A 23,832-nucleotide genomic window follows, 5' to 3' on the forward strand; every position below is an offset into this window, starting at 1 on the left:
CCAACACATGATGGTTGGATGGTTGTGACAGCCGGCCCCCAATTAAGCCGGAAGGGTTACTTTTTGGCTGCAGTGATGTTGCTGATTGCCTACCAATCAGAGCGGTAGTCTACCTTGAGAGAGATAGAGTCTCAGACTAGCGAATGATCATCTAAGCGGAGTATGATGGGAATATTGTGTGGAACGATCATAGGTTTTCAATAGGGGGAAGAATGCGTGTATATCGGTGTTGACGGCTCCAAAAATCAATGGGTAGCAGCTCTATTGGATGGTACAGAGGAAGAGACGACAATCCGCTATGTTCAGGTAGAACGTTTGGAAGAGCTCTGGGCCGAATTCGGCACGACCTGCCGGAAGCTGCTGATCGATATGCCGCTCGGGCTTAGCAGCAGCGGCAAACGTCGGTGTGATGAATTAGTTATGGATATATTGGGTCCTGCCAATAAGAAGAGATGCTTCCATGCGCCAAGTTACAATGCGTTAGAGGAGTGGCGGCGCCTTACACGTGCAGAATCGGATGGCGAACCAGCACGATCGCCAAGAGAGAGGTACAACGCGATTAATGGCATTAATGTTACAGATACGCAAATTAATCTGACCCCTCCCGGCTATGCATTGGTCCCCAGAATTGCGAATGTACGTGACTTCGTATTAAGCATCGCGGACCGTCCCGTGGTTTCGGAAGCACATCCTGAAGTTTGTTTCCTGGCTTTATCGAATCGTGGAAGCTTCTCGAGCAAGCATCATCTCCCAGGCTTATTCGAACGGCTCGCGGTTATTCAGGCCCATATCCCGAATTATATCAACGATGTCGCTAGTGGCGGAGACCCGGTCTGGAACAATGTTTCAGCTAAAATGGACGATGTCCTGGATGCGACAGTCCTTGCGCTGACCGCTCGATTGATGATGGAGAACCCGGCAAGTACAAGGCGTATCACGAACGAGCCGCCACTAAACGATCTGTCGGGCATTCCGATTGAAATCGTTTATGCGCAGCAGTAACAACAATCATAATTCCAATAGAACAGAGGTAAAGATCTTCAATTGACGCCTATTTGGCTGTAAAGTACGATATGCGCAAAGCACAATAGAGACATTGTGCTAATCCACTCACAAAGGGGGAAGATTGGTTACCTGTCGTGCAACGCAACGCAACGCAAGAAAGCTTCTATCCACCACGGGTCGACATGATTAAAACTCGATTGGGAGGTTCTATCATGAAAAGAAGCAGCAGGATCTCGGTTGTACTGATTATCGCCATGCTGGCTATGTTGATCTCGACGTTAGCCATGCCATCAAGTGTTAGCGCTTACAGTACGCCGAATACAAGAGGCGGAATAATGGGGCAATGGTATTTTGGGACGCAAGCAGAACTCAATACGGCCGCAGATAATGTCGTAGCCGCAGGCTTGAAGTGGGTGCGGTTGGATTTGAAATGGGACATTGTGCAAGCAGGCGGAGCTACCTCCTATGACTGGAGCTGGCCTGACAAAATGGTCAACACAGCGCTTAGCAGAGGGCTGAAGGTAATGCTCGTAGCCGGCTACACGCCGAGCTGGGCGAATGGCGGAAATTCGGATACCCGCTACTATCCGAATGCGGCGAACATCAACGCGTGGAAGAACTTCCTCGATCTTGCCGTAAGACGCTACTTGCCGCTTGGCGTAACGACTTATGAGTTATGGAATGAGCCGAATTACTCGGTGCAATCCAGTCCTTCTTTATTCGTCAGCAATATTCTCATTCCGGGATCGACTGCCATCCGTGCAGCTTCTACGGACTTGCAAGTACCGGTTACGATCGTTAACGGCGCACCGGCAAACCTCATCAATACATCGGGAATCGTGGATCCGTATGATTGGGTGACTGGGATTTATGCGAACGGAGGAAAGAACTATTTTGATGCGCTCGCGATTCATCCTTATTGCTGGCCTGCGGCTCCGACAACGCCGAGCGTATGGAACGCCCTTCTGCGGGCGAATGAAATTCATACGATTATGGCCAACAACGGAGACGGAAGCAAGCAAATATGGGCAACGGAATTCGGATACCCCACATCCGGTCCGAATACGGTAACGGAGCAGCAGCAAAGCGACTATATCGTGTCTGCCTTCCAAGTGTGGACGCAGTCTGCGTGGGCAGCTTGGACGGGGCCGATGTTTCTGTATACGTACAAAGATGGCAGCACCAATCTGAATGATCCGGAATCCAACTTCGGATTGCTGCGCAACAATAATACGTTTAAGCCTGTCATGAGCCAGCTTCTCTCGATTATGACGAACTCGCCTCCGCCACCTGCTCCGGCCACCTCAGGTTATGGCGGTACGACGCCGCCGCCTACGGGAGGAACGACGGTCTACGAAGCGGAGAACGGAACCTATGCCGGCGGCGGGCAGCAGCAGAATGCAACTAATGCGTCTAATGGCAAGGTTGTCGGTAATTTGAACAGTGTAGGCGCGTCTTCCCAAGTCAACAGTGTAAATGGCGGCGCAGGAGGGAATGCGACTCTAGTTGTCCGCTTCTCCAACGCGAATACGAATGCGAGAACGTTAAGCTTGTACGTGAACAATGTGAAAATCCAGCAAACCAGCTTCGCGCCAACGGGCAGCTGGAACACGTTCTCCAATACGGGCTCCATAACGATACCGTTGAATGCGGGTACATCGAATACAATTAAGATTCAGCGAGACTCCGCCGATAATCCGGCAGCGGATATCGACAGCTACACAGTTACAACGACGTCTTCCTCTTCGGGCCTCTTAATTAGCGGCTTTGAGAATACGGCGCAATGGGCAGGAGAGGCTACGCGAACAGCAGATACTACGAAGAAAACCGAAGGCGCTCAATCCATCAAGTTCCATTACACGGTGCCTTCGAGCGGCTGGGCTAACGGCTACTACACCATTAGCAGTCCTTATGTAGATATTGCTAACGCTACCAGCTTGAAGATCGATGTGTATCCGACAACCCAATCACCATCGGGGCAAACCGAACCCATTGTGTTGAAGCTCCAGGATCAAACAGGCGGCGTCATCTATGAGAACCGGCTGCCTAATTTGACGGCCAACCAGTGGAACACCGTGACCATCAGCTTGACCGGAATCGCCCAGGCCAATCGCCATCAAATCAACAATGTGAATTTATATGTGTGGTCCGGCTTTACCGCTCAACTTAACGGCAGAACGACGCTGGATTACTACTTCGATAATTTGAGAGTGCAGTAAGCAGGCAGGGTACAAAGTGTCACGAGTGGTGAGGGGCAATCTTCTTAATGTTCTGTCCTTTCGTGAGCAATGAGCGCATGCATTGTTGCATTCCAACTTTAACGGTTGTGACAGTGGTTAAACGGTATAAATTTAACCTTTTTATTTTCTAACGGTTGCGAGCGAACTTATTTGAACGTTTTTCACTAGAAATCGATCATTTTGCTACAGATAACGTCTGTCACAACCGTTAGCGTTTCCAAAGGGCTCATTTTCATGAAATAGCCACGCTGACAACCGTTAAAGTTTTATTCAAGTTGTATCGACAAAAAAGTGGCTGTCGAGACGTTCTCGACAGCCTGAGAAGGTACAGTCCCTCAATAACGCTGAGGGACTGTACCTTTTATTCGATGCCCATTCTTTTCGCTTCGGCATTAACTTCATTAATCATCCGATTCAGCCCTTTGGCCTTGTAGCCGTCGATGATGGATTTCCATATCACCTCTACGGGCAGCTTGCTGATCATGACGCGAATCATATCATCGTTGTCGAAGATGGTGAACGTATCCTTCGCCCTCGTGGATAGGTTCGTCAGCCGCGGCTCGTATGCCTGCTTGCTCGTCATGCGCAAGGAGTAATCAATCAGTTCCTGCTGCGCATCGTAGGCTTCGGGCGAAATGCCGGAGAAATTGGGATCCAGCCCGAACATGCCATCCCAGTTGACCAAATTCGCGAAGGCTGTGAACGATGGATATTTTAATAGAATGTTGGTATTCGGATCGCTCTTCTGTATGGCATCTCCACTCTTGGTGTAATCGACATCGATCAGGCCGTAATGCCGCATCTCCAGAAATTCCGGAGAGTTCATGTAGTCGAACAGCTGCAGGATGCGGTCCATCTTAGCCTCGCTCACCTTCGACGAGATGTAGCTCTCGGACCAGAAGGTTTTGAACACCGCACCGTATCTGTTGCCGTCCGTGCTCGGAAGAGGCTTGAGGAACCGGACACTATCGTAGAAGTCCTCATCCTTCGGGTGCAGCTTCTGCCAGCGATTCTTGTTTATATTGGAGTCCACGGAGCGGAACATCCCGGATGTGATGAGTGCCGCCACCTTGCCTTCGGCAAACTTATCAAAGCCCATATTGCCCCTGGTAATCGGCAGATCCGGATCAATCAATCCGTCCGTATAGAAATCTCGAAGCAGCTGCAAGGACTCGACAGCGTGTTTCGAGAATACGGCTGGAATAAAGCGCCCATCCTCCTTGATCCATTTAAAATCACTGCCGCTGCCGTCGCTTGTTGCAGCAGGCGAGCTGTACAGCCAGAACAATCCGCCCAGCAGCAGCTTGGAGACGGAGGTGAGACCTGTAATACGCTTGTTCTCCGGATCTTTATCCACAATCGCTCTTAGCATGGCCCGGAACTCATCCCATGTCTCAGGTTCTTTGGTAATGCCTGCTTGCTGAGCCAGATCCCAACGATAGGCAACCAATCGGTCCAGAACGTTATAGTCGGTGCTGTCGTAGGTTTTGCGCGGGATAAAGTACAGCTTGCCGTTGTCCTTCAGATCTTGAAATTCAGGCGTTGCCAAATACTTGGCCAAATACGGATAGGCGGATAAATCGCGGGGCAGCGGCTTAATGACGCCTTGATCTCTCCAATTGCGGTAGTACTGGGAATTCACGGCATCCACTGCGAAGATATCAGGCAACTGGCCCGTGGAAGCCCACATCTGAAACTGCTGCACGTAATTTGCGGTAGTAATGGCAATCGGTTTTATCGTGATGTTGAGCTTCTTCTCTAAGCGTTGGATAAGCGGGTCCTCTGCAAGCGAGTTATCCGTCAGCTCCCAGATCGCAACGGAAATATCCATATGCTCAGGCGGAGCAGAGGAAGCGGGCTGCGCCGGCAGTCTCTGCTGGCTGGTGTCGCGGCAGCCTACAGCAGTGGCAACCAGCAATACGATTGCCAGCAGAAGGGACAGCCGTCTTGTCACAATGTTCATCTTCATGACTCGCTGCCCCCGTTGCTCAGCATTCGATATTGCTTCGGAGTTTGCTGGGTGTTCTTCTTGAAGATGCGCGTGAAATAGAAGTAATCTCGGAACCCGATCGTTTCCGCAACCTCGCCAATCGGCAGATTCGTCGTACGCAGCAGGTTCTTCGCTTCTTTTAATCGCACATTCGTTAAGTACTCCGTAAACGTCACTTTGATCTCACGCTTGAACAGCTGGCTTAAGTAGTTCGGATGCAGGTAGAAGATGCGCGAGATGCTCTGGATGGAGATATGATTGCGATAGTTTTCATTCATATATTTAATGATTTCCTTCAAGTTCGCGTGTTCGGTTTCGCCCTTCACAGGGCGGGATGCGCTTACAACAGATTCAGAGGCCCACTCAAGCTCGTCGTTTAGGCTCTCCTTCAAGCTTTCGATCATCTGATCGAAGCTCGGATAGAGATGATGCAGCTGCTCCTTACTGAAGATGTAATCGTCCTCGGACGAATGAGAAGCAGAATGAAAATAAACGATATTATAGATTCGGAGCGTATGGTAGATCGTGAGGCATAGCTTATTCGAAGGCAGACACATCTCATCCAGCAAGTCGTTGGCAAGGGTGAATTCACGCTTCGCTACCGCTCGCTCAAGCCTTCGGATCAGAAGCGCTGCTGTATCCTCCTTCGACTGCTGTTCCTCCCAATACAGATCCCGGCGATTATGAATAAAGAAATCCCAGGCACGCACCGTGCATTGTTCGATTCGCTGCATCATGCCCTCTAGATTCCGGTCTGACTGCTGGATGCCTATGCCAAGAATGCCGCCCTGCAAAGGCAATTGGATCGCTGCTAATAACGCATCCCGATCAGCCGCCTGCACCCAATAGACACTGCGGGAATTACCAAGATTAAGGCCGACATAATTCGTCTCCGCAAGGAACGTTAACCGGCCTTTGCCGCCGACGGTAACGAGAAGATAAATGGCATCTGAAGTGACGCCGGCATCCGTTAAGATTTCATGAAAAGAGGATTGTGCCCTTGCCGTAGCCGGATCATCGAGCAATTCCAGCAGCTTGCCTTCGCGCTTGTGTTTGATCTCATCCAGATTACCGGCTGCCGTTTGAAGCAAGGTATGGATTTCATGATCGTCGAAGGGTTTGAGGCAGTAGCCCAGCACGCCGTAATTCAAGGACTTCTGAACATAGGCAAATTCAGCGTAGCCGCTAATGACGATAATTTGAATATCCTTGTCCAGTTCTTTAATCTGCTTAATTAACTCAAGGCCCGATAACCCCGGCATGCGGATATCGGTAAACACGACATGCGGCTCGAGCTCTTGAATCAATTGAAGCGCTTTGGTGGCATTATTCGCTTTGCCCGCAACAGAGAAGCCGGACTTCTTCCAATCCACGCCTGCCGCCAAACTCTTCAGAACAAGATTCTCATCGTCCACGAGAAGTACTTTATACACGGATATCCCCTCCCTGTTGTACGTAGTGACTTGGCATCGTAAGGGTTATGCATGTTCCATGACCGGCTTCACTTTCGAAGGTGAGCCCATATTGAAAGCCATAAGCTAAACGAAGTCTATTATTCACGTTAAGCAAACCTATGCTGTCGCTGTCCGATGAATCCTGACCGTCACGGCTCAATGAGGAAGGTTTCTCCAACAATTTGCTTTGAATACGGTGCAAGGTTTCCTCATCGACGCCCATTCCATCGTCGGTGATGCGGAGCACGAGCGTCCTGCCATTCTCGACTTCACCGACGATCGTGAGGTTTCCTTTGGAGGTTTTCGGTTCAAGTCCGTGGAAAATCGCATTCTCCACGAGCGGCTGCAGAATCATTTTGAGCACCGATACTTGCAGGGCTTCGTCCGTGAAATGATAGGTAACGTCGAAACGATCCTCGAAACGAATCAATTGCAGATATACGTAAGACTTGACCGCATTCAGCTCCTGATCGAGCGTGACGTAACCGGAGCCTTTGATGCTGTAATGAAACAACTTGCCGAGTGCCTTAGTCATTTCGACGATTTGAGGAGCCTCTGCTTCCAGCGCAACACCTTTAATCGATTCTAACGTGTTATACAGAAAATGCGGATTGATCTGGCTGCGCAGATAAGCCGTGGCGGCTTTCTCCTTCTCGATCTCCGCCTCCAGCAGATGGGTGTTTGTCTCGACGAGGCGATGCGTAAGATTGTCGATCTCACTTAACATCCCGTTCAAATTCTCGGCGACCACGTTCATTTCCACATTGCCTTCCAGGTGAATGGTTGTTTTCAGATCTTTGATGCTGCCGGATTTGATGCCGTTAATGAATCGCACGAGCCGCTGAATGGGCTGCACGATATTATTCGTAATCACCGCGAAAGGCACGGCCATGAGTAGAATCGATAGGATAACGATGAGAATGCTGCGGTTACGCACGGAGTCGAGCTCCGCTAACAGCGCTTCTTGCGGAACGAAGCTGAGCACGGAAGCATTGATCTGGTCGAGCCGCTGGATCTGGATGGCACCCTTGACGCCACCGATAGAATCGGTCAGCTTCTGCTCACTATTATGCTGGCTGCTTAACGTACTAATTGTTCTGGTGATATCGGGCGAATTCGTCTCCGGATAGACACTGCCGAAGTGGTCGATGAGATAGAATCCGACGCCGGGCTCCGCCTTGCTCCTGTCGACATCGAAGAACATCGCCTCCACGTCGATAATGACGGCTATGTAGCCGATTCTGTTGCCATCCGTGCCGTTGCCGAGGTCGCTGGAATAGATATTCTGAGCGAACAGCATGCTGTTCTTTGAAGCGGAGCTGTAGTCATAGGCCTCCAAGCCGCTGACATACACGGTCTTGCTGGATTCGATTGCTTGGTTGGAGCGCTGCACGAAATCGATGCTGCCGTTAAGACTGTAGCGCATCCCGCTGGTACCGATTAAGACGATATCCCGGAAGCCTGTTCGGCCTGCCTTTAATGAGATGATCTTGCGGTCCAGTTCATTACTCATCTCGTACAGTAAGCTGGGGTCGTTCTGCGTCATGAATTTCTGCACGAAGGGATCGAACCCTAGGCTGAGAATAATCTGACTGATTTCATCGGTCTTCTGCGAGAGATTAAGCTTGAATTTACGAATGGTATCTTCGGTATATTGATTGTTGTTCTTAATTACAATTTGAGAGGTTTGGGTGTACAAGGAGTAAATAATCATCAGCATGATGATCACAATGAGTGCAACAGCTAACTGAAGCTGCGTCTTGATGCGCAATCTCGTTAAAATTCCCATGATAGCACCTGTCCGTATCGAGAGTGAAATGGAGTTTATGTAAATGAGTATACCATCATCGATTTCGAAAGAGTCGGTTTCAAGCAAAGCTCTTAGATTAATCCATATTCTTATAATTGGTTTACATACTTTTTGCTCTTCAAGTTGCCTATAGGAGGGGGACGGTGTCTCCTCTCTGTTTGTTTGCGTTCCAAAGCAGGCTTAGTTTAATCCAGTTTTATCTAATCCGCGGTCATACTTACTTCGGAATAATGCGCCTATAATCACATTTGTAAGCCATTACATGCCGGGGGGAATTCACTTTGATCAGAAAGAAACCATTAGCCGCATTAACGTTAACGACGATGCTGGCGCTGTCCGTATTGTCGGGCTGCGGGAAATCAAACAACGATAACGCGACAACGAATGCTTCTGTGAATGAGAAGGAATCTACGAACACCGCTGCAACTGCAAATACGAGCACGAATGCGAATGCTGCCAATGCGACTACAGACGAAAGCACCGCAGCAGGCCTGGAGGGGAAAGTCGTCTTCTGGTCGATGTGGAGCAATGCGGAGCCGCAGGCGAAAGTCATTGATGAGGCTGTCAAAGAATTTGAGGCTGCAAACCCGAATGTGGATGTCGAAGTGAAGTATAACGGTCGTGACATTAATAAACTGATCAAGCCGGCTCTCGAAAGCGGAGAGCAAATTGATATCTTCGAGCAAGACCCGGGCTCGGCGCTCGGCAATCTGAAGGATCATGTATTGAAGCTTGACGAGCTCTTAGAGCAGCCGTCGATCGGTATCGATGGCAAGTCCGTGAAGGATTCCCTGCTTCCATCGCTGATGGACTGGGTCAAATCACTGGCTGCGCCGGCAGGTCTTGAAGAAGGCTACTATGCCATTCCTCAGCAGCCTTACGCGGTTCTGTTCTTCTACAATAAAGCCCTGTTTGCGCAAGCAGGCATCACTGCGGTTCCTACTTCATGGGAAGAGTTCCTGGCGGATTGCGAGCTGCTCAAGAAAGCAGGCGTAGAGCCGTTAACATTCGATGATGCTTACCGCGATCTCTTCATCGGCGGTTACCTCGGAAGCGCGATGGGCAGCGATTGGACCGACAGTCTGGTCAAAGACAAAACAGGCGAGATGTGGAAAGATCCGATCGTCCTCCAGTTTGCGAAAGACATGCAAATCCTGAATGACAAAGGATACTTCTCCAAGAAAATCGCAGGTAATAAGTATCCGGCAGGACAGCAAGATCTGGCACTGGGCAAAGTGGCCATGTACTTGAACGGCACTTGGCTGCCGAATGAAGTAGCGGCAACAGCAGGTCCTGACTTCCAATGGGGCTCCTTCCAATTCCCTGTCGTGGCGAACGGCAATGACAAGGGCGGCCAACAAGGACTTTCCTTCGGCGCACAAGGCTTGTTGATGAATAAGAACAGCAAGAACGTTCCTGCTGCATTCGAGCTAGTGAAGTACCTTGTCGGCAAGAAAGCGCAAGAGGGCATGTCGGCGCAAGCACTTGCGATTCCGGCTACGATTGACTCGACATGGCCTGCTCCGCTTGCGGAAGCTGCAGTTGCTTTCGGCAACGCGAAGGTTAACATGCCTTGGGGCTTCGGTATCGACAACGGCGGCGATTTCTCGAGCGGCACGGTTCTCCCGACATTCATGGAGCTGGCAACAGGCAAGATCAAGCCGGAAGCGTACGTGAGCAAAATGGCAGACCAAGCGAAAAAGTTCTATGAAGGCAAGTAAGGCTAAGTAACGCTATTGCAATCGGAACGCGGCGTTCGTGGGAGCGCCGCGTTTTACGAATTTGAGGGCTGACATGTTGCGGGGGTGCTGTCATGAGAATGAAAAAATCGATTATCGCGCTGTTCTTAGCGCCGGCCGTCATTATATATTTGGCTATTTTTCTCTATCCGACTTTGCGTACATTCGCTATGAGCTTCTATAATATCCCGACTCTCTCCAGCCGTATTGCGGAGTGGAAGTTTGTTGGCCTCCTGAATTACAAGGATGTAACGAGCAGCACTTATTTTATCGGGTCCGTCAAAAATGTTCTTGGCATATGGGCGCTTGGTGGCGTGCTGATCTTCACCTTTGCATTCCTCTATGCGGCCATCCTTACATCCGGGGTAAAAGGGAAAAACTTCTGGCGGTCGCTTATTTTCCTGCCGAATACGGTCTCCGCGGTGGTCATGTCCGTCGTATGGCTGCAGTATATCTACAATTCGAGTTTCGGATTGCTAACCTCCGTATTTAATCGCCTGGGCTTAACGGCGCTTGCCAATATACAGTGGACGGATAACGAGCATATTTACTATGCCATGATTATGGCGTTCAGTTTTGGTTCGATCGGTTATTTCATGCTTATCCTGAATGCCGGTATCAACCGCATTCCCGGCGATTTCTACGAAGTGGCTACGTTAGAGGGGGCGAGTCCGTGGACGAAGTTCTTCAAAATCACCTTGCCGCTGCTGCGGGATGTGTTTCGTACGACGCTGGTCTTATGGACCATCACGGCGTTCAATTTCTTCGTGTGGTCGGCGACGTTCGGGCTCGATGATCCGCATACCGTTACACCGGGGTATTACATGTACCAGAAGGTGTTCGGCATGGCCAAAGGTAACTCCGTGCTGACCGATGGCGGGGCATTCAACGTCGGATCAGGAGCTAGTGTAGGCATCTTGATTACGTTAGCGACTCTGGTTGCATCTGCACTCATCAGCCGACTTTTCCCGAGGGACCGTTTGGAATATTAAGAGGAGGAGGAATCTTCATGCGTAGCGTAGCAATGCGAAAGAAAATGAATCTATTACCGGCTTACATTCCGCTCTATGGCTGGCTGATCTTCTCCGTCATTCTGTTCGGTTGGGTCATCCTGGCATCGCTGAGTTCAACGAGAGATATTTTCACGAATTCCTTACTGAAAAGCGGCATCCATTTCTCTAACTATACGGACTTGTTCAAGCAGCAGGACATTGGGCGATATTTTGCGAATAGTGTTATTTATACGGTTACGGCCTGCATCGGCATCGTCGTCGTTGCGGCTCCGGCTGCGTACATGCTGGGCCGAGCTCATTTCAAGGGACGCGGGCTGCTGAACATGATGTTCATGTCCGCGCTTGCGATTCCGAGTATTCTCATCTCGATTCCGCTGTTCTCGATCTTCGTGGAATTGAAGCTGACCGGCTCGATCATTACGCTGATTCTCGTTTATATTTGCACGAACGTACCGTTTGCCGTGTTTTTTCTCACCAGCTTCTTCTCCTCGGTTCCCAAAGAGCTTGAGGAATCTGCCGCAATGGATGGCTGTGGTCCGATTCGAGCGTTCATCCAAATCATTCTGCCGGTGGCACAGCCGGGCATCATTACGCTATCGATCTTCAACTTTCTAGGGGTGTGGAACGAATACTTCTTCGCGCTGATCTTCTCCAATGATGCCAATTCGCGCACACTCGCGTTATCGCTGCAATCCATCGTGTACGGGTATGCCAATACGGGCAATTACGGCGGTATCTTCGCGGCCTGTATGGTCGTGTTTCTGCCTAGCTTTATCGTGTATTTGTTCGTATCCAAGCGAATTATCTCGGGTTTGACTGTAGGTGCTGTAAAAGGATAAAAGCTGGGGAGATGATGGACCGCCATGTTGGTGACGACCGCAAGTCTGACGATTGAGGGAGCACGGCCGGAAGGGGAGAACCCCCTGCCGATGTTCAGAAATAAGAACGCGCATCGCGAAGTAACGGATAATGGCAGTCTGACGCCGGAACATAAGCTATATATGGGGGACAATACCGGCGAGCGGTATTTGCCGTATCGGATGCAGGATCGGTATTCGAGGAAGCGCGATACGATTGAACTGAAGACGATTGTGCTGGAAAATGACATGCTGAAAGCTGTGTTTCTGCCGGAATACGGCGGGAGGCTGTATTCGCTGCAAGAGAAGGCAACGGGGCGGGAGATCCTGTACCGGAATCCGGTGTTCCAGCCGGCTAATTTAGCCATTCTGAACGCGTGGTTCTCGGGCGGGATCGAGTGGAATATCGGTCATGTAGGACATACGTTCACGACCAGTTCGCCGATGCACGCTGCCAAGCTCACCGATGATGCAGGAAACGAGTTTCTTCGCATCTACGAGTATGAGCGATGCAAGAATCTGTTCTGGCATATCGATTTTCATCTGCCGCGGGGTGCCAGGCAGTTAGGGGTCTATGTCCGTATCGTGAATGATCAAGCGGCGGCCGTGCCTATGTATTGGTGGACGAATATCGCGGTAGAAGAGACCGAGCGATCACGGGTGTTCTCGGGGACAGGCGATGTTATCTATATCGACCCTGCGCAGAAGGGCTATGGCGCTGACTGCATGCCGATTCTTCCATCTGTTCCGGGTGTGGACGTGTCCTATCCGATGGGATTCCCGTATGCGAGCGAGTATTTCTTCCAGACGCCTGCAGTCGAGAAGTCACCGTGGGAAGCTGTCGCCTATGAGGATGGCCGCATGTTCTTCGAGCGATCGACTTCAAGGCTTCGGTATCGGAAAATGTTCTGCTGGGGCAATCACGCAGGAGGCAGACGGTGGTGCGACTTCTTGGCGAAACCGGGCGAAGGCAACTACATCGAGGTGCAGGGCGGGTTCGCGCCAACGCAGCTGCATGACATCGAGATGCCTGCGCATTCCGTCTGGGATTTTACGCAAATGATTGGCATGCTGAGCGGTATCGATACGGAAGCGGCTTATCGGGAGAATTGGGATCAGGCACGTGAATATATAGAAGAGCAAGTCAGTCAGGAGCTCAGCGAGGAAGAGGTGTATGCCGCGCATGCGAAATATCAGGCGCTGGCGGGCAAAACGCCGGAATTGTCGCTGCATACGGGCTCAGGCTGGGGCGCGTTAGAGCGATTGCGGAGGGAGAGCGAGGGCGGTGTTGGCGTCCCGCAAGGCTTCCTCTTCGCGGATGAGACGCTCGGGGCGGAGCAGGAGCCTTGGCTTGTCCTACTGCGGGAAGATTATCTTCCGGAGCAGGATGTTGAAGAGGTTCCGCCGTCTTGGATGATTCAAGACGCATGGATGGACAGGCTGAAGCGCAGCCTGGAGCACGCTGATCATCGCACGTGGACGGCGCTCTTGCATGACGGAGTCATGCGTTATGAGAAAGGGCTGGACGCGGAGGCGATTGAAGCTTGGGAAGCATCGCTTCGTATGAAGCCTTCGGCATGGGTATACCGGAATTTAGCCGTGGTGATGAAGCAGCGTGGCGAGACGGATCGTGCGCTGGCTTATTATGAGCAGGCGTATGGTGTTTCCGGTCATTTCCCGGACCGGGCATTCGTGGAAGAGTACCTTAATCTCGTGATTCAGAACAAGGATTACGAGGGGGCGTGGCGCGTATACAAATCGCTGCCGCCGGCATTCGCGAGCAGCGACCGCATTCAGATTATTGTAGGCGCTGTCGCGCTGGAGCTTGGGCATGATGCATTTATGGAGAAGCTGTTCGCCACCGAATTTGCCGTCATCCGCGAGGGCGAAACCTTGATCATCGAGCTGTGGTTTAAGTACAACGCCAAGAAGCTCGCTGCACAAAGGAACGTCGAGCTGACACCGGAGCTGATTGAAGAAGCGATGCAGCTTTGTCCGCCGCCGACCCATATTGATTTCCGGATGATCGGTTAAGGCTGGTGGGGGAGCAAGTGAGAAATGTTGCCGGAAAGGCAACATTTTATCCCCTCCTGGGGGCAAATACCGTGAAATGCTGCGTAAACTGCAACATTTCAGCGTGAATTTGATCCTAGGCCGCTGCGGAGACGAAAATGCTGCCTAACGGGCAACATTTTCGTCAACACAGGACCTTATCCTCGGAAATGCTGCACATTCTGCAACATTTGTGCAAACAAGGTGGGGCTAGGAACTGTAACGGTTGTGACAGCGGCTAAATGGCCCGTGCCAGCGAGCTTATTCGGCCATTTTCCGATAAAAATCAACCATTATGCAGCATATAACGATGCTCACAACCGTTACAATTTATAAAGGTGTTAATTTCATGAAATAAGCGCGCTGACAACCGTTAGAGATTCAGTAGGTGTTCTCACGTTCTCACACAAAACAAAAAGCAAATAGAAACCCGGCGTTATGGCTAACGTTGGGTTTTTCTAATCCGAGAACCCCGCGGCATGCACGCATTGGGGTTCTTTTCGCTATCTGCGCGTAATCTTATAAACCGCCTTAATAAACCCGCCAAACACCTCGTGGCTGTAGGTGAACCCGCGACTGAGGTAGAAGTTCAGCGCTGCATCATTACCATTGGATATATAGATGAAGATGATGTCCACATTCGGGGAGCTTTCCAGCCAGGCGATCGACATGTCGAACAGCCTGGAGCCAAGCTTCATCTCTCGGTAGCCGTCACGGATATACAAATTGTTCAAGCAGCCGACCTTAGTGGGCAGATCATCCCAATCCGGATAGAAGCCCTTGCCTCCGCGAGGAGCCCAGTCGGGGTAAGCATTCCTGCTGCTTTCGTCGAGCTGACCAATGGTCGAGAATACATAGCCAATCGGTTCACCGTCATCCTTCGCGACGATAACCTGACTTTCCGGCGCACGGTCATAGCTTCGCTTCATGCGGGTATCGAAATTCATCGCATCAAAAACTTCCGGCAGCATCGTTGCTTGGGTCTGCTGAAACGCCATCAGTTCATCGCAAAGCGCCCGGCATGGCTCAATATTGCCATCTTCTATCACTTCAATCGTTATGTTGCCCATCATTTCACCTCATTAATAACTTGACGGTTGTAGCCCAAATCCCTAGCCTTAGAGTATCACAGAACAGGTAATAGAACGCAATCGGCACCATTTCTTTAGAATACAAAGTAAAATCTATACTTCTTTACGTTTACGAAAACAACATGTCTTAGTAAAATGGATTAACTTTGAAAATACTACAGGAACAGAAACTTTCTGGTGACACGACTTGTAAGCGATTACAGTGATAGATAAACCAAAATCGGAGGCATTCCTATGAGAAAAGCGATTCTGGTTGACGATGAAATGTTTGCGCGCAAAGGGCTTGTAGGACTTATCCCTTGGGAGAAATGTGGCTTTCAGATCGTTGGCGAGGCTGAAGATGGGGAAGAAGCGCTCGCATTAATTGAGCGGCTGATGCCGGATCTCGTCATTACCGACATTCGTATGCCGGTGCTGGATGGGCTTGAGCTTATTCAGACGGTTCAGGAGCGAATCAGCAAGGAGATCAAATTTATTATTATCAGCGGATATGGCGATTTCAAATATGCACAACAAGCTGTTCGTTACGGCGTTCATGACTATTTGCTCAAGCCAATTGACGAGAACGAGCTTATGGAAACCTTAGGGCGGATTAATGAGATGCTTAATGAGCGACCGACGTGGCAAGAAGGCGGCAAGCTGCTTTTTCAAATTTCGCTGTTTGAACAGCTTCTCTCGGGAAAATCAGATGAGAAGCTGCTTACGGATGCATCGCAATTCTTGGGGCTGCCAATCGATAAACCGCTGCGATACATTGCGCTTGAGCTCAATAACGTCCCTTCCCGCTTGAGTGAGGATGAGAAGATCGAACAGATTGGCGAGTTAAAGGAAGCCGTCATCAAAGTAGTGAAGCGGCATGCGCCGGATCAAGAACCATTCATCTACATTCCGAGTCCCTATGGGCTTGGATTTCTGATTCCATCATCGGATCCAAAGCCGGATGGGGTAAAGCGGCTTGCAGATGATCTGATCAGGGGGACGGCAGGAAGAGGCGAAGGCGTCACCAGTGTGTATGTTGGCGAGAGGACTGCCGGACTGGATCAGGTGAAAGCTTCTTATATGTCCGCGATGGAAACGATGAAATATAAATTCGCGCAGGCGCCTAAAGCGGCGATCCTCTATGACGACATCAAAGGCACGGCTTTGCAGTACAAGGAGATTGAGCAGACGCAATACACCGAGCTGATGGAGCGCTTGGAAGAGCATGACAGCGAGGCCATTACGAAGCTTGTGGATGCGATGTTTGCAGCCTTTCGCGAGCAAGGCTTCGCCTTGGAATCGATGCGCGCTTCGATCTCCAGATGCGTGCACGGCGCAACTCGGATTATCCAGACGATGCAAGGCGACGTGAATAAACTGGTGGCCTTCAATCCCATTATGCATTGGGATAACGAGCCTCGAACCCTAGAGAGTGTTAAGGGGCTGCTGATGGAATTCCTAACGGAATGTACGGCTTATATGGCGTCGCTGCGCAGCAAGATCGGGAAAGGCGAGATTGGCAAAATCAAAAGCTACATCGAGAGCCACTATGCCAGCAATATCAGCCTGAAGAGCATTGCCAAGCTCTTCTATATGAATCCGGTTTACTTAGGTCAACTATTCAAGAAGTCATATGGCATGTACTTCAATGAGTTTCTGCTGCAGATTCGGATTCAAGAAGCGAAGAGTCAGCTTCGTCAGACGGATAAGAAAATTTACGAGATCGCGGCTAATGTCGGATTCGGGAATGCGGATTATTTCGTCTGCCAATTCGAGAAAGTGGAAGGGAAAACCCCGACCGAATACAAAAATGCGATGATCGCAAAAACATAGAAGGCGCAGGAGGATTCACGTTCATGAGAATAAGCAGCGCCTTCCACAACATCAGGCTTCGAAGCAAGATGCTGATGATCTATTTTCTATCCGTGTTAATTCCGGTCGTGCTCACGAACGTCATCTTCTACAACATTACGACGAATAACGTGAAGAATCAGAAGATGAAGGATTTGTCGCTGGCCATTGAGCAGATGCGCAACGAGTTCATGTATCAGATCGATGCCGTAGTGGGCATCTCGTCCGTCCTTTATAACGATTCCATCATGAATGACTACTTGGATCAACGCTATGTCTATTCATCGGATTACGTCATGAACTACCACTCTTATATTACGGACATGCTGGAGAAATACGCACCTGTATACAGAGCGATTCAGAACATTACCATCTACACGAATAACGATACGATTATTTATGGCGGCTATGTTTCGCCAATCTCACAAATTAGTCCTGATGCAGAGTGGTATAAGCGGTTGGTAAGCTCAGGTACGGCCAATCCGATCCTCGTTCGCAATAACTTGTCGATCACTGATCCCGGGATCAGCATTGTCAGACGAATGAGCAGCTCTGCGGGGCAGAATAATTTTGATAAAATCATCAAGATTGACCTGGATCCCGGTCTTATCAAGCAAGTATTAAGCAATGTAACGCTGGAGGGCAGCGTGTATCTGCTCGAAGGGGATAACGTTCAGTATTCGTCAGGCAAGAAGTACAGCGGAGAGGACTCGGAGAATGATGGCATTATTTTCGATGAAGGCTTTGCGAACAAGGAATATCTAATGAATTGGCATGTTGTGGGGAAATTCCAGGAGCGTGAGGTCTTAGTAGAGGTTCGGAAGTCACGGGAATTCGTTATTTATATGGCGCTCCCGAACATACTTGTTCCTACGCTCATTATCGTCTGGTTTACGCGCTCGCTCAATCAGCGGCTATTTCGCATCTTGAGGCAGATGAAGCGGGTGAAGAACCACAGCTTCGAGCTGATCGACAACGAAGAGACGAATGACGAAATCGGCCAGCTGACAACGGAATTCAACCGGATGACGATGCAGATCAAGAGTCTGATTCATGATGTTTATATGGCCGACATTCAGAAGAAGGAGCTGGAGCTTAGCCGCAATCAGTCGCAGCTGCATGCGCTCCAAAGCCAGATCAATCCGCATTTCCTGTTTAACTCGCTGGAGACGATTCGGATGCGGAGCTTGATGAAGTCCGAGGAAGAGACGGCCAAAATCATTCATCATATGGCGAAGATCTTCCGTAAATCTCTGTCCTGGGGCAGAGATATGGTAACGGTTAAGGACGAGCTCGATTTGGTCGAGAGTTTCCTGCAGATTCAGAAATACCGATTCGGGGACAAGCTGGATTACAGCATTGAGGTAGATCCGGACGCAGCCACAGAGAAAATTCCGAAGATGACGCTGCAGCCTCTTGTCGAGAACTCGAGCATCCACGGTATCGAGCCCTTGAAGAACGCCGGTTTCATCACGATCAGCGTGCGCAAATCTCCGGAGGGACTTCTCTGCGTGGTCAGTGATAACGGGGTGGGGATGACGGAAGAGAAACGAAAAGAGCTGCTGCAAAACCTGTATTCGACCGAGGAAGAGAGCGGGGAAAGCATCGGCATTCGCAATGTGTATTTGCGGCTGAAGATGTTTTATGGCGACCAGGCGACCTTCGACTTGGAGAGCAGCAAAGGGGCGGGGACGTCGATTCGGATCGAAATACGATCTCTTTAATTTACTAAGCGCGATATATAGTTTACCTGGTAAACAAAGATTGATCTGCTTTGTATACTGAAGATGTTCAATTGAAGCGCTTACAAATTATAGAGCAGGAAGGGGACTTTTCTTTGAAAACGAGAAAGAAATGGCAACTAGGCATCATGTCGCTCACGCTGATGATGAGTATTGTCGGCTGTTCCAGCGGCAATAACAATGCAAATGAAAACGCTCCAAAGGAAACAGGCAATGCTGCTACGACTAACACAGACACAACTACGAACACAACTGAGGCAGCTGAGCCGGAGAAAGCGGAGCCGGTAACCTTCACTTATTTCAATGCTACGGCAAACAAAGACACAGATACGAATATGACGGAAATCGGTAAAATCCTGGAGGATCAAACGGGCGTCAACTTCAAGATGGAGCATCTTGTAGGCGACTTGAATACGAAGATCGGAACGATGATCGCAAGCAACGAATATCCGGATATCCTGGCTCCTGATTCAGGCATCGATAAAGTGTTGGAAGCAGGCGCATTCATTCCGCTTAACGATCTTATCGATCAATACGGTCCAAACATTAAACGCGTTTACGGCCCTTACATGAACCTGATGAAAGCGGAAGACGGCAACGTTTACTTCCTGCCATTCAGTGCCATCGTAGGCGAATATAAACCAAACCCAACGATTGACCAAGGCGCATTCTGGGTGCAAAACCGCGTTTTGAAGGATGCCGGCTATCCGAAAATCAAAACATTCGACGAGTATTTTAACCTGATTAAAGATTATGCAGGCAAACATAAAGACGACAAATTGACGGGCTTCATGTCCCTGACGCACGACTGGCGCTTCTTTGCAACAACGAACCCGCCGAACCATCTTGCGGGCTTCCCGAATGACGGCGAAGTTCAAGTCGATATGACTTCGATGGATTCCAAAATCTACGCAGCTAACGATGATACCAAACGTTGGTTGAAGAAGTTGAATGAGTTTAATGCTGAAGGTTTGTTCGACAAGTCCTCCTTCGTAGACAACTACGATCAATACTTGGCGAAGCTGACTTCCGGTAAAGTACTTGGCTTCTTTGATTACGGCTGGCAGGTGAACCAAGCGCTGCAAACGTTGAAAACCGAGACGGTGAAAAACGGCGGTAACGACGATCTGGAGTATTTCCCGCTGCCAATCGTATTCGATGCAGGCGTGAAAGACCAATACATCGATCCGGCTTCCTTTGTTAACAACCGCGGAGTGGGAATCACGACAAGCGCGAAAGACCCAGTTCGTATTATTAAATTCTTCAATAACCTGCTTACGGACGAGAACCAGAAGATGGTACAGTGGGGCATTCAAGGCAAGAACTATGAAGTGGACGACAAAGGCAGATTGTACAGAACACAAGAAGAAATAGACAAGCTTAAAGATAACGACTACAAACGTCAAGTCGGTATCGGCTACTTCGAGTACTACTGGCCAATGTACGGTCAAGGCTCCACCTTCCCGGATGGCAATGCTGTAAACCCAGGCAGACAACCGGAAGTTGCACAAGCATCCTTTACGCCTGCTGAGAAAGATCGTCTTGCGAAATACGGCGTTCAAACGTACGCAGAAATGTTCGCCGCTCCGGATGAGCGTCCTTGGTACCCAGCATGGAGTATCGCACTTGAGCAAGGTTCGGATGCACAAATCTACACGGCTAAGAAACCAGACGTACAACGTAAATATTTTGCGAAAATCGTCCTTGCATCGCCGGATAAATTCGACGGTCTGTGGAACGAGTATGTAGGCGAAATTAACAAGCTTCCTGTAGGTGAGTACGAGAAAACGATGACTGAAAAAGTCAAAGAAAAAGTGGCAAAGATTAAAGGCTAATCAAGTGTAAGGGGGAAGGCCGGAGCTCGCATGCAGTACGGGGCCGGCCTTTCCTAATTTAGACGTATAGAACCGGGTAGGTATGGAGAGGAGTGATCGCAATGATAGAAACCAAGCAGCAGGAGATGACTGCCGATCGGATCCTTCTCGGTCAGAAATCCGGGATCGGATTATTTCTGCAGAAGCTTGTGAAGCAGCGGGCGCTGGTCCTGATGTCCGTTCCGTTCCTTATTTGGCTTGTGATCTTTAAATATATTCCGCTATGGGGCTGGTCGATCGCGTTTCAGAATTATAAGCCGGCGAAAGCCTTCAGCGATCAGAAATGGGTAGGTTTGAAGCAGTTTAAGTTTATGTTCTCCGATGACCGGTTCCTGGTGGTGCTTCGCAATACGCTTGCTATGAGCTTAATCAATTTCGTTCTCGGATTTGTAACAGCCATTATACTAGCCATTCTATTAAACGAATTAAGAAAAGTAGCGTTCAAACGGGTCGTACAAACGATCAGCTACTTACCGCATTTTATATCTTGGGTTGTCGCAGCTACGATTATTCAGACCATTCTCTCTGCTGATGGAGGGGTCCTCAATGAAATTTTGATGGGTCTTGGGTTCATCAAGGAACCGATTCTATGGCTTGGAGAAGGCAAGTATTTCTGGGGTATTCTAGGCGTTTCGGAAGTATGGAAGAACGTAGGCTGGAACACGATTATTTATTTAGCCGCTATGACCTCAATCGATCCTGCGCAGTATGAAGCTGCCGAGATTGATGGCGCTGGACGCTTCCAGCGTATCTTCCATGTTACGCTTCCCGGAATCAAACCTGTTATTATCATTCTTATTATTCTTAACCTTGGACAAATTCTAGAGACTGGCTTCGAGCCGCAATACTTGCTTGGCAATGGACCGAACCTCGATTATTCCGAGAATCTTGAAATCTTCATCCTGAAGTATGGTATGAACCTGGGCAACTATTCATTGTCCGTCGCAGCAGGGATATTCAAGACGGTTATCAGTGTCGTGCTATTGTTCTCGGCGAATTACCTTTCAAAACGGCTAGGCCAAGAACGATTGTTTTAAGGAGGAGAACAGCATGGCTAAATCGCAAGGAACTATGGCCCATCATTCGTCGACAGGAGATCGGCTGTTCGATATCGCCAATTACACGTTCATGGTGATCCTCATGATCGTGACACTATATCCATTCATCAACATGCTGGCTGTTTCGCTCAACGATGCCGGAGACTCCATTAAGGGCGGCGTCTACTTATGGCCCAGAGTATTAACCTGGGAAAATTATGATTATGTGTTCAAGCAGGGAGAGATTTTGCACGCGACTATGGTTTCTGCTTCGCGGACAATTCTCGGGACGCTCATCTCTACCTTCTGTTCGGCGATGGTAGCTTATACGATCAGCCGTCCGGAATTTGTATTACGCAAATTCGTTACGCTGGCCTTCGTGCTGACGATGTATTTTAACGGTGGATTGATTCCGAACTTCTTGCTGATTCGCGAGCTTGGCCTTATGGGCAACTACTGGGTCTACATCATTCCGGGTATTGTCGGCGTATTTAACATCATCGTGATTCGTTCCTTTATTGAGACGCTGCCGGAAGGTATCCTGGAATCGGCAAGAATTGACGGGGCAGGCGAGTTTACGACGTTCCTCAAGATCGTCATGCCTTTGTCGATGCCGGTGCTTGCGACAACATCCTTGTTCACAGCAGTGTACCACTGGAATTCCTGGTTTGATGTGTTCCTGTACAACTCGTCGCATATTAACCTGAGTACGCTGCAATACGAATTGATGAAGATGCTCCAAAACTCGAATGCTTCGATCAGCTCTTCCGGCGGCAATATGGATGGCTCGGGCGGAACGGCAGCAAACTTCGTCACGCCGACATCCATTCGAGCTACGATGACGATTGTCGCGAGCTTGCCGATTGTAATGGTTTATCCATTCCTGCAGAAGTACTTTGTTAAAGGGATGACGCTGGGAGGCGTAAAAGGCTAATGGCGGCACATCACAATCTACTGCTTGCTTATGGTTATGACGCGAAGGATATCGAGGCAAAGGTTGAGCAAACGTGGGAGCTGCTGTTCGGCGATCATGAAGCGACGAGAATGTATTACCCGTCCGGTGACGATATGGGTTATATGCTCGATACCGGGAACCTCGATGTTCGGACGGAAGGCATGTCCTACGGCATGATGATGGCTGTACAGCTGGATAAGAAGGATGTATTCGATCGGCTTTGGAGATGGAGCTATCAATACATGTATATGACTTCCGGCGAGAACAAAGGTTATTTCGCCTGGTCCTGCAACACGGATGGAACGAAGCGCTCGAACGGACCGGCGCCGGATGGCGAGGAATACTTCGCGCTTGCTTTATTGTTCGCCTCCCATCGGTGGGGCGACGGCGCAGCGCCTCTGGATTACGGCGTAAAGGCGCGTGCATTGCTGCATGATTGCATACACAACGGAGAAGACGGCATCGGCTATCCGATGTGGAACCCGGACAATAAATTAATCAAATTCGTGCCTAACTGCGAATACTCCGATCCGTCGTATCATCTGCCGCATTTCTATGAGCTGTTTGCTCTTTGGGCTAATGAAGCGGATCGCCCATTCTGGAGAGAAGCGGCGGAAGCCAGCAGGGCGTTTCTGTTGCTGGCTTGCCATCCGGAAACCGGCTTAGCACCGGAATATGCCCATTATGACGGAACGCCTAACGATGATCGCGGGTATGGGCATTTCTTCAGTGATTCCTACCGGGTCGCAGCCAATATCGGACTAGAGGCGCTGTGGTTTGGCGCAAGCAAATGGATGACTCGGGAGGCAGAGCTTATTCAAGCCTTCTTCGCGGATAAGCATCCCGATGACTACCGGCGGTATACGATTGCCGGTGAGCCGTTCGAGGAGAAATCGCTTCATCCGGTTGGGCTGATTGCTACGAATGCAGCTGCATCGTTAGCGGCACCGAACGGCCTACATGCGAGAGAGAGTGTAGCGCTGTTCTGGAAGACGCCTGTTCGCGAGGGTGACAGGCGTTATTATGATAATTGCCTCTACTTATTCGCCTTGCTGGCGTTAAGCGGGAATTACCGAATATGGTCGGCAGAAGCAGCAGAATAAATGGATATGTAGTAGGTAGGGTCTCCTGTTACAGGAGGCT

At 49.8% G+C, this 23,832-nt stretch carries 16 protein-coding genes; 12 read left to right on the forward strand and 4 right to left on the reverse strand.

Going from position 1 to position 23,832, the window contains the following annotated elements:
- Positions 1 to 216 precede the first annotated feature (216 nt).
- Both AC0YN4_RS19330 and AC0YN4_RS19335 read left to right on the forward strand, forming a co-directional pair.
- Entirely contained in the window at positions 217 to 1,002 is a 786-nt protein-coding gene (locus AC0YN4_RS19330; protein ID WP_475836524.1) for a DUF429 domain-containing protein, read from the forward strand.
- A gap of 215 nt (positions 1,003 to 1,217) precedes the next feature.
- Positions 1,218 to 3,224 (forward strand): hypothetical protein, encoded by a 2,007-nt coding sequence (locus AC0YN4_RS19335; protein ID WP_475783416.1) that lies wholly within the window; start codon positions 1,218 to 1,220, stop codon positions 3,222 to 3,224.
- Between the two features lie 382 nt (positions 3,225 to 3,606).
- Here AC0YN4_RS19335 and AC0YN4_RS19340 read toward each other — a convergent pair whose 3' ends face one another.
- From AC0YN4_RS19340 to AC0YN4_RS19350, 3 genes are read right to left on the reverse strand one after another with little or no spacing between them, the layout of a single operon-like run.
- Positions 3,607 to 5,214 carry an extracellular solute-binding protein gene (locus AC0YN4_RS19340; protein WP_475836525.1) on the reverse strand — a complete coding sequence of 536 codons (1,608 nt, stop codon included), beginning with the start codon at positions 5,212 to 5,214 and terminating at the stop codon, positions 3,607 to 3,609.
- Positions 5,211 to 6,668, reverse strand: coding sequence for a response regulator transcription factor (locus AC0YN4_RS19345; RefSeq protein WP_475836526.1), 1,458 nt, complete (start codon positions 6,666 to 6,668; stop codon positions 5,211 to 5,213). The genes AC0YN4_RS19340 and AC0YN4_RS19345 overlap by 4 nt, the downstream gene beginning before the upstream one ends.
- On the reverse strand, positions 6,661 to 8,478 hold the full coding sequence (locus AC0YN4_RS19350; protein WP_475783419.1) for a sensor histidine kinase: 1,818 nt from the start codon (positions 8,476 to 8,478) through the stop codon (positions 6,661 to 6,663). Before AC0YN4_RS19350 ends, AC0YN4_RS19345 begins: the two co-directional genes overlap by 8 nt.
- A 302-nt stretch (positions 8,479 to 8,780) precedes the next feature.
- Here AC0YN4_RS19350 and AC0YN4_RS19355 point away from each other — a divergent pair, with 302 nt between their 5' ends.
- The 4 genes from AC0YN4_RS19355 (at position 8,781) to AC0YN4_RS19370 (ending at position 14,142) form a co-directional block, all read left to right on the forward strand.
- Positions 8,781 to 10,220, forward strand: a complete 1,440-nt coding sequence (locus tag AC0YN4_RS19355; RefSeq protein ID WP_475836527.1) for an ABC transporter substrate-binding protein — start codon at positions 8,781 to 8,783, stop codon at positions 10,218 to 10,220.
- Positions 10,221 to 10,312: 92 nt separating this feature from the next.
- Positions 10,313 to 11,230, forward strand: coding sequence for a carbohydrate ABC transporter permease (locus AC0YN4_RS19360; RefSeq protein WP_475836528.1), 918 nt, complete (start codon positions 10,313 to 10,315; stop codon positions 11,228 to 11,230).
- Between the two features lie 17 nt (positions 11,231 to 11,247).
- Entirely contained in the window at positions 11,248 to 12,090 is an 843-nt protein-coding gene (locus tag AC0YN4_RS19365; RefSeq protein ID WP_475783422.1) for a carbohydrate ABC transporter permease, read from the forward strand.
- 24 nt (positions 12,091 to 12,114) lie between these two features.
- Positions 12,115 to 14,142 (forward strand): DUF5107 domain-containing protein, encoded by a 2,028-nt coding sequence (locus tag AC0YN4_RS19370; RefSeq protein WP_475836529.1) that lies wholly within the window; start codon positions 12,115 to 12,117, stop codon positions 14,140 to 14,142.
- A gap of 521 nt (positions 14,143 to 14,663) precedes the next feature.
- Here AC0YN4_RS19370 and AC0YN4_RS19375 read toward each other — a convergent pair.
- Positions 14,664 to 15,230 carry an N-acetyltransferase family protein gene (locus tag AC0YN4_RS19375; protein ID WP_475836530.1) on the reverse strand — a complete coding sequence of 189 codons (567 nt, stop codon included), beginning with the start codon at positions 15,228 to 15,230 and terminating at the stop codon, positions 14,664 to 14,666.
- Between the two features lie 255 nt (positions 15,231 to 15,485).
- On the opposite strand from AC0YN4_RS19375, the gene AC0YN4_RS19380 reads away from it, so the two are divergent.
- The 6 genes from AC0YN4_RS19380 (at position 15,486) to AC0YN4_RS19405 (ending at position 23,792) form a co-directional block, all read left to right on the forward strand.
- Entirely contained in the window at positions 15,486 to 17,063 is a 1,578-nt protein-coding gene (locus AC0YN4_RS19380) for a response regulator transcription factor (protein WP_475836531.1), read from the forward strand.
- 23 nt (positions 17,064 to 17,086) lie between these two features.
- Complete coding sequence (locus AC0YN4_RS19385; RefSeq protein ID WP_475836532.1) at positions 17,087 to 18,805, forward strand: sensor histidine kinase; 1,719 nt, start codon at positions 17,087 to 17,089, stop codon at positions 18,803 to 18,805.
- Between the two features lie 146 nt (positions 18,806 to 18,951).
- Entirely contained in the window at positions 18,952 to 20,658 is a 1,707-nt protein-coding gene (locus AC0YN4_RS19390; protein ID WP_475836704.1) for an ABC transporter substrate-binding protein, read from the forward strand.
- Positions 20,659 to 20,783: 125 nt separating this feature from the next.
- Positions 20,784 to 21,734: an ABC transporter permease gene (locus AC0YN4_RS19395; protein WP_256209088.1), complete on the forward strand. Its 951-nt coding sequence runs from the start codon at positions 20,784 to 20,786 to the stop codon at positions 21,732 to 21,734.
- Between the two features lie 13 nt (positions 21,735 to 21,747).
- Positions 21,748 to 22,668, forward strand: a complete 921-nt coding sequence (locus tag AC0YN4_RS19400) for a carbohydrate ABC transporter permease (RefSeq protein WP_475836533.1) — start codon at positions 21,748 to 21,750, stop codon at positions 22,666 to 22,668.
- Positions 22,668 to 23,792, forward strand: a complete 1,125-nt coding sequence (locus tag AC0YN4_RS19405; protein ID WP_475836534.1) for a family 8 glycosyl hydrolase — start codon at positions 22,668 to 22,670, stop codon at positions 23,790 to 23,792. The genes AC0YN4_RS19400 and AC0YN4_RS19405 overlap by 1 nt, the downstream gene beginning before the upstream one ends.
- Positions 23,793 to 23,832: the final 40 nt, after the last annotated feature.

The sequence above is a fragment of the Paenibacillus sp. J22R3 genome (assembly GCF_056269305.1).

What these genes read in the sequence shown, in the direction of transcription:
- AC0YN4_RS19335 (WP_475783416.1), top strand. Translation starts at nt 1,218, where the DNA reads ATGAAAAGAAGCAGCAGGATCTCGGTTGTACTGATTATCGCCATGCTG.
- AC0YN4_RS19395 (WP_256209088.1), top strand. Translation starts at nt 20,784, where the DNA reads ATGACTGCCGATCGGATCCTTCTCGGTCAGAAATCCGGGATCGGATTA.
- AC0YN4_RS19405 (WP_475836534.1), top strand. Translation starts at nt 22,668, where the DNA reads ATGGCGGCACATCACAATCTACTGCTTGCTTATGGTTATGACGCGAAG.
- AC0YN4_RS19340 (WP_475836525.1), bottom strand. Translation starts at nt 5,214, where the DNA reads ATGAAGATGAACATTGTGACAAGACGGCTGTCCCTTCTGCTGGCAATC.
- AC0YN4_RS19365 (WP_475783422.1), top strand. Translation starts at nt 11,248, where the DNA reads ATGCGTAGCGTAGCAATGCGAAAGAAAATGAATCTATTACCGGCTTAC.
- AC0YN4_RS19350 (WP_475783419.1), bottom strand. Translation starts at nt 8,478, where the DNA reads ATGGGAATTTTAACGAGATTGCGCATCAAGACGCAGCTTCAGTTAGCT.
- AC0YN4_RS19390 (WP_475836704.1), top strand. Translation starts at nt 18,952, where the DNA reads ATGTCGCTCACGCTGATGATGAGTATTGTCGGCTGTTCCAGCGGCAAT.
- AC0YN4_RS19380 (WP_475836531.1), top strand. Translation starts at nt 15,486, where the DNA reads ATGAGAAAAGCGATTCTGGTTGACGATGAAATGTTTGCGCGCAAAGGG.
- AC0YN4_RS19385 (WP_475836532.1), top strand. Translation starts at nt 17,087, where the DNA reads ATGAGAATAAGCAGCGCCTTCCACAACATCAGGCTTCGAAGCAAGATG.
- AC0YN4_RS19360 (WP_475836528.1), top strand. Translation starts at nt 10,313, where the DNA reads ATGAGAATGAAAAAATCGATTATCGCGCTGTTCTTAGCGCCGGCCGTC.
- AC0YN4_RS19375 (WP_475836530.1), bottom strand. Translation starts at nt 15,230, where the DNA reads ATGGGCAACATAACGATTGAAGTGATAGAAGATGGCAATATTGAGCCA.
- AC0YN4_RS19370 (WP_475836529.1), top strand. Translation starts at nt 12,115, where the DNA reads ATGTTGGTGACGACCGCAAGTCTGACGATTGAGGGAGCACGGCCGGAA.
- AC0YN4_RS19400 (WP_475836533.1), top strand. Translation starts at nt 21,748, where the DNA reads ATGGCTAAATCGCAAGGAACTATGGCCCATCATTCGTCGACAGGAGAT.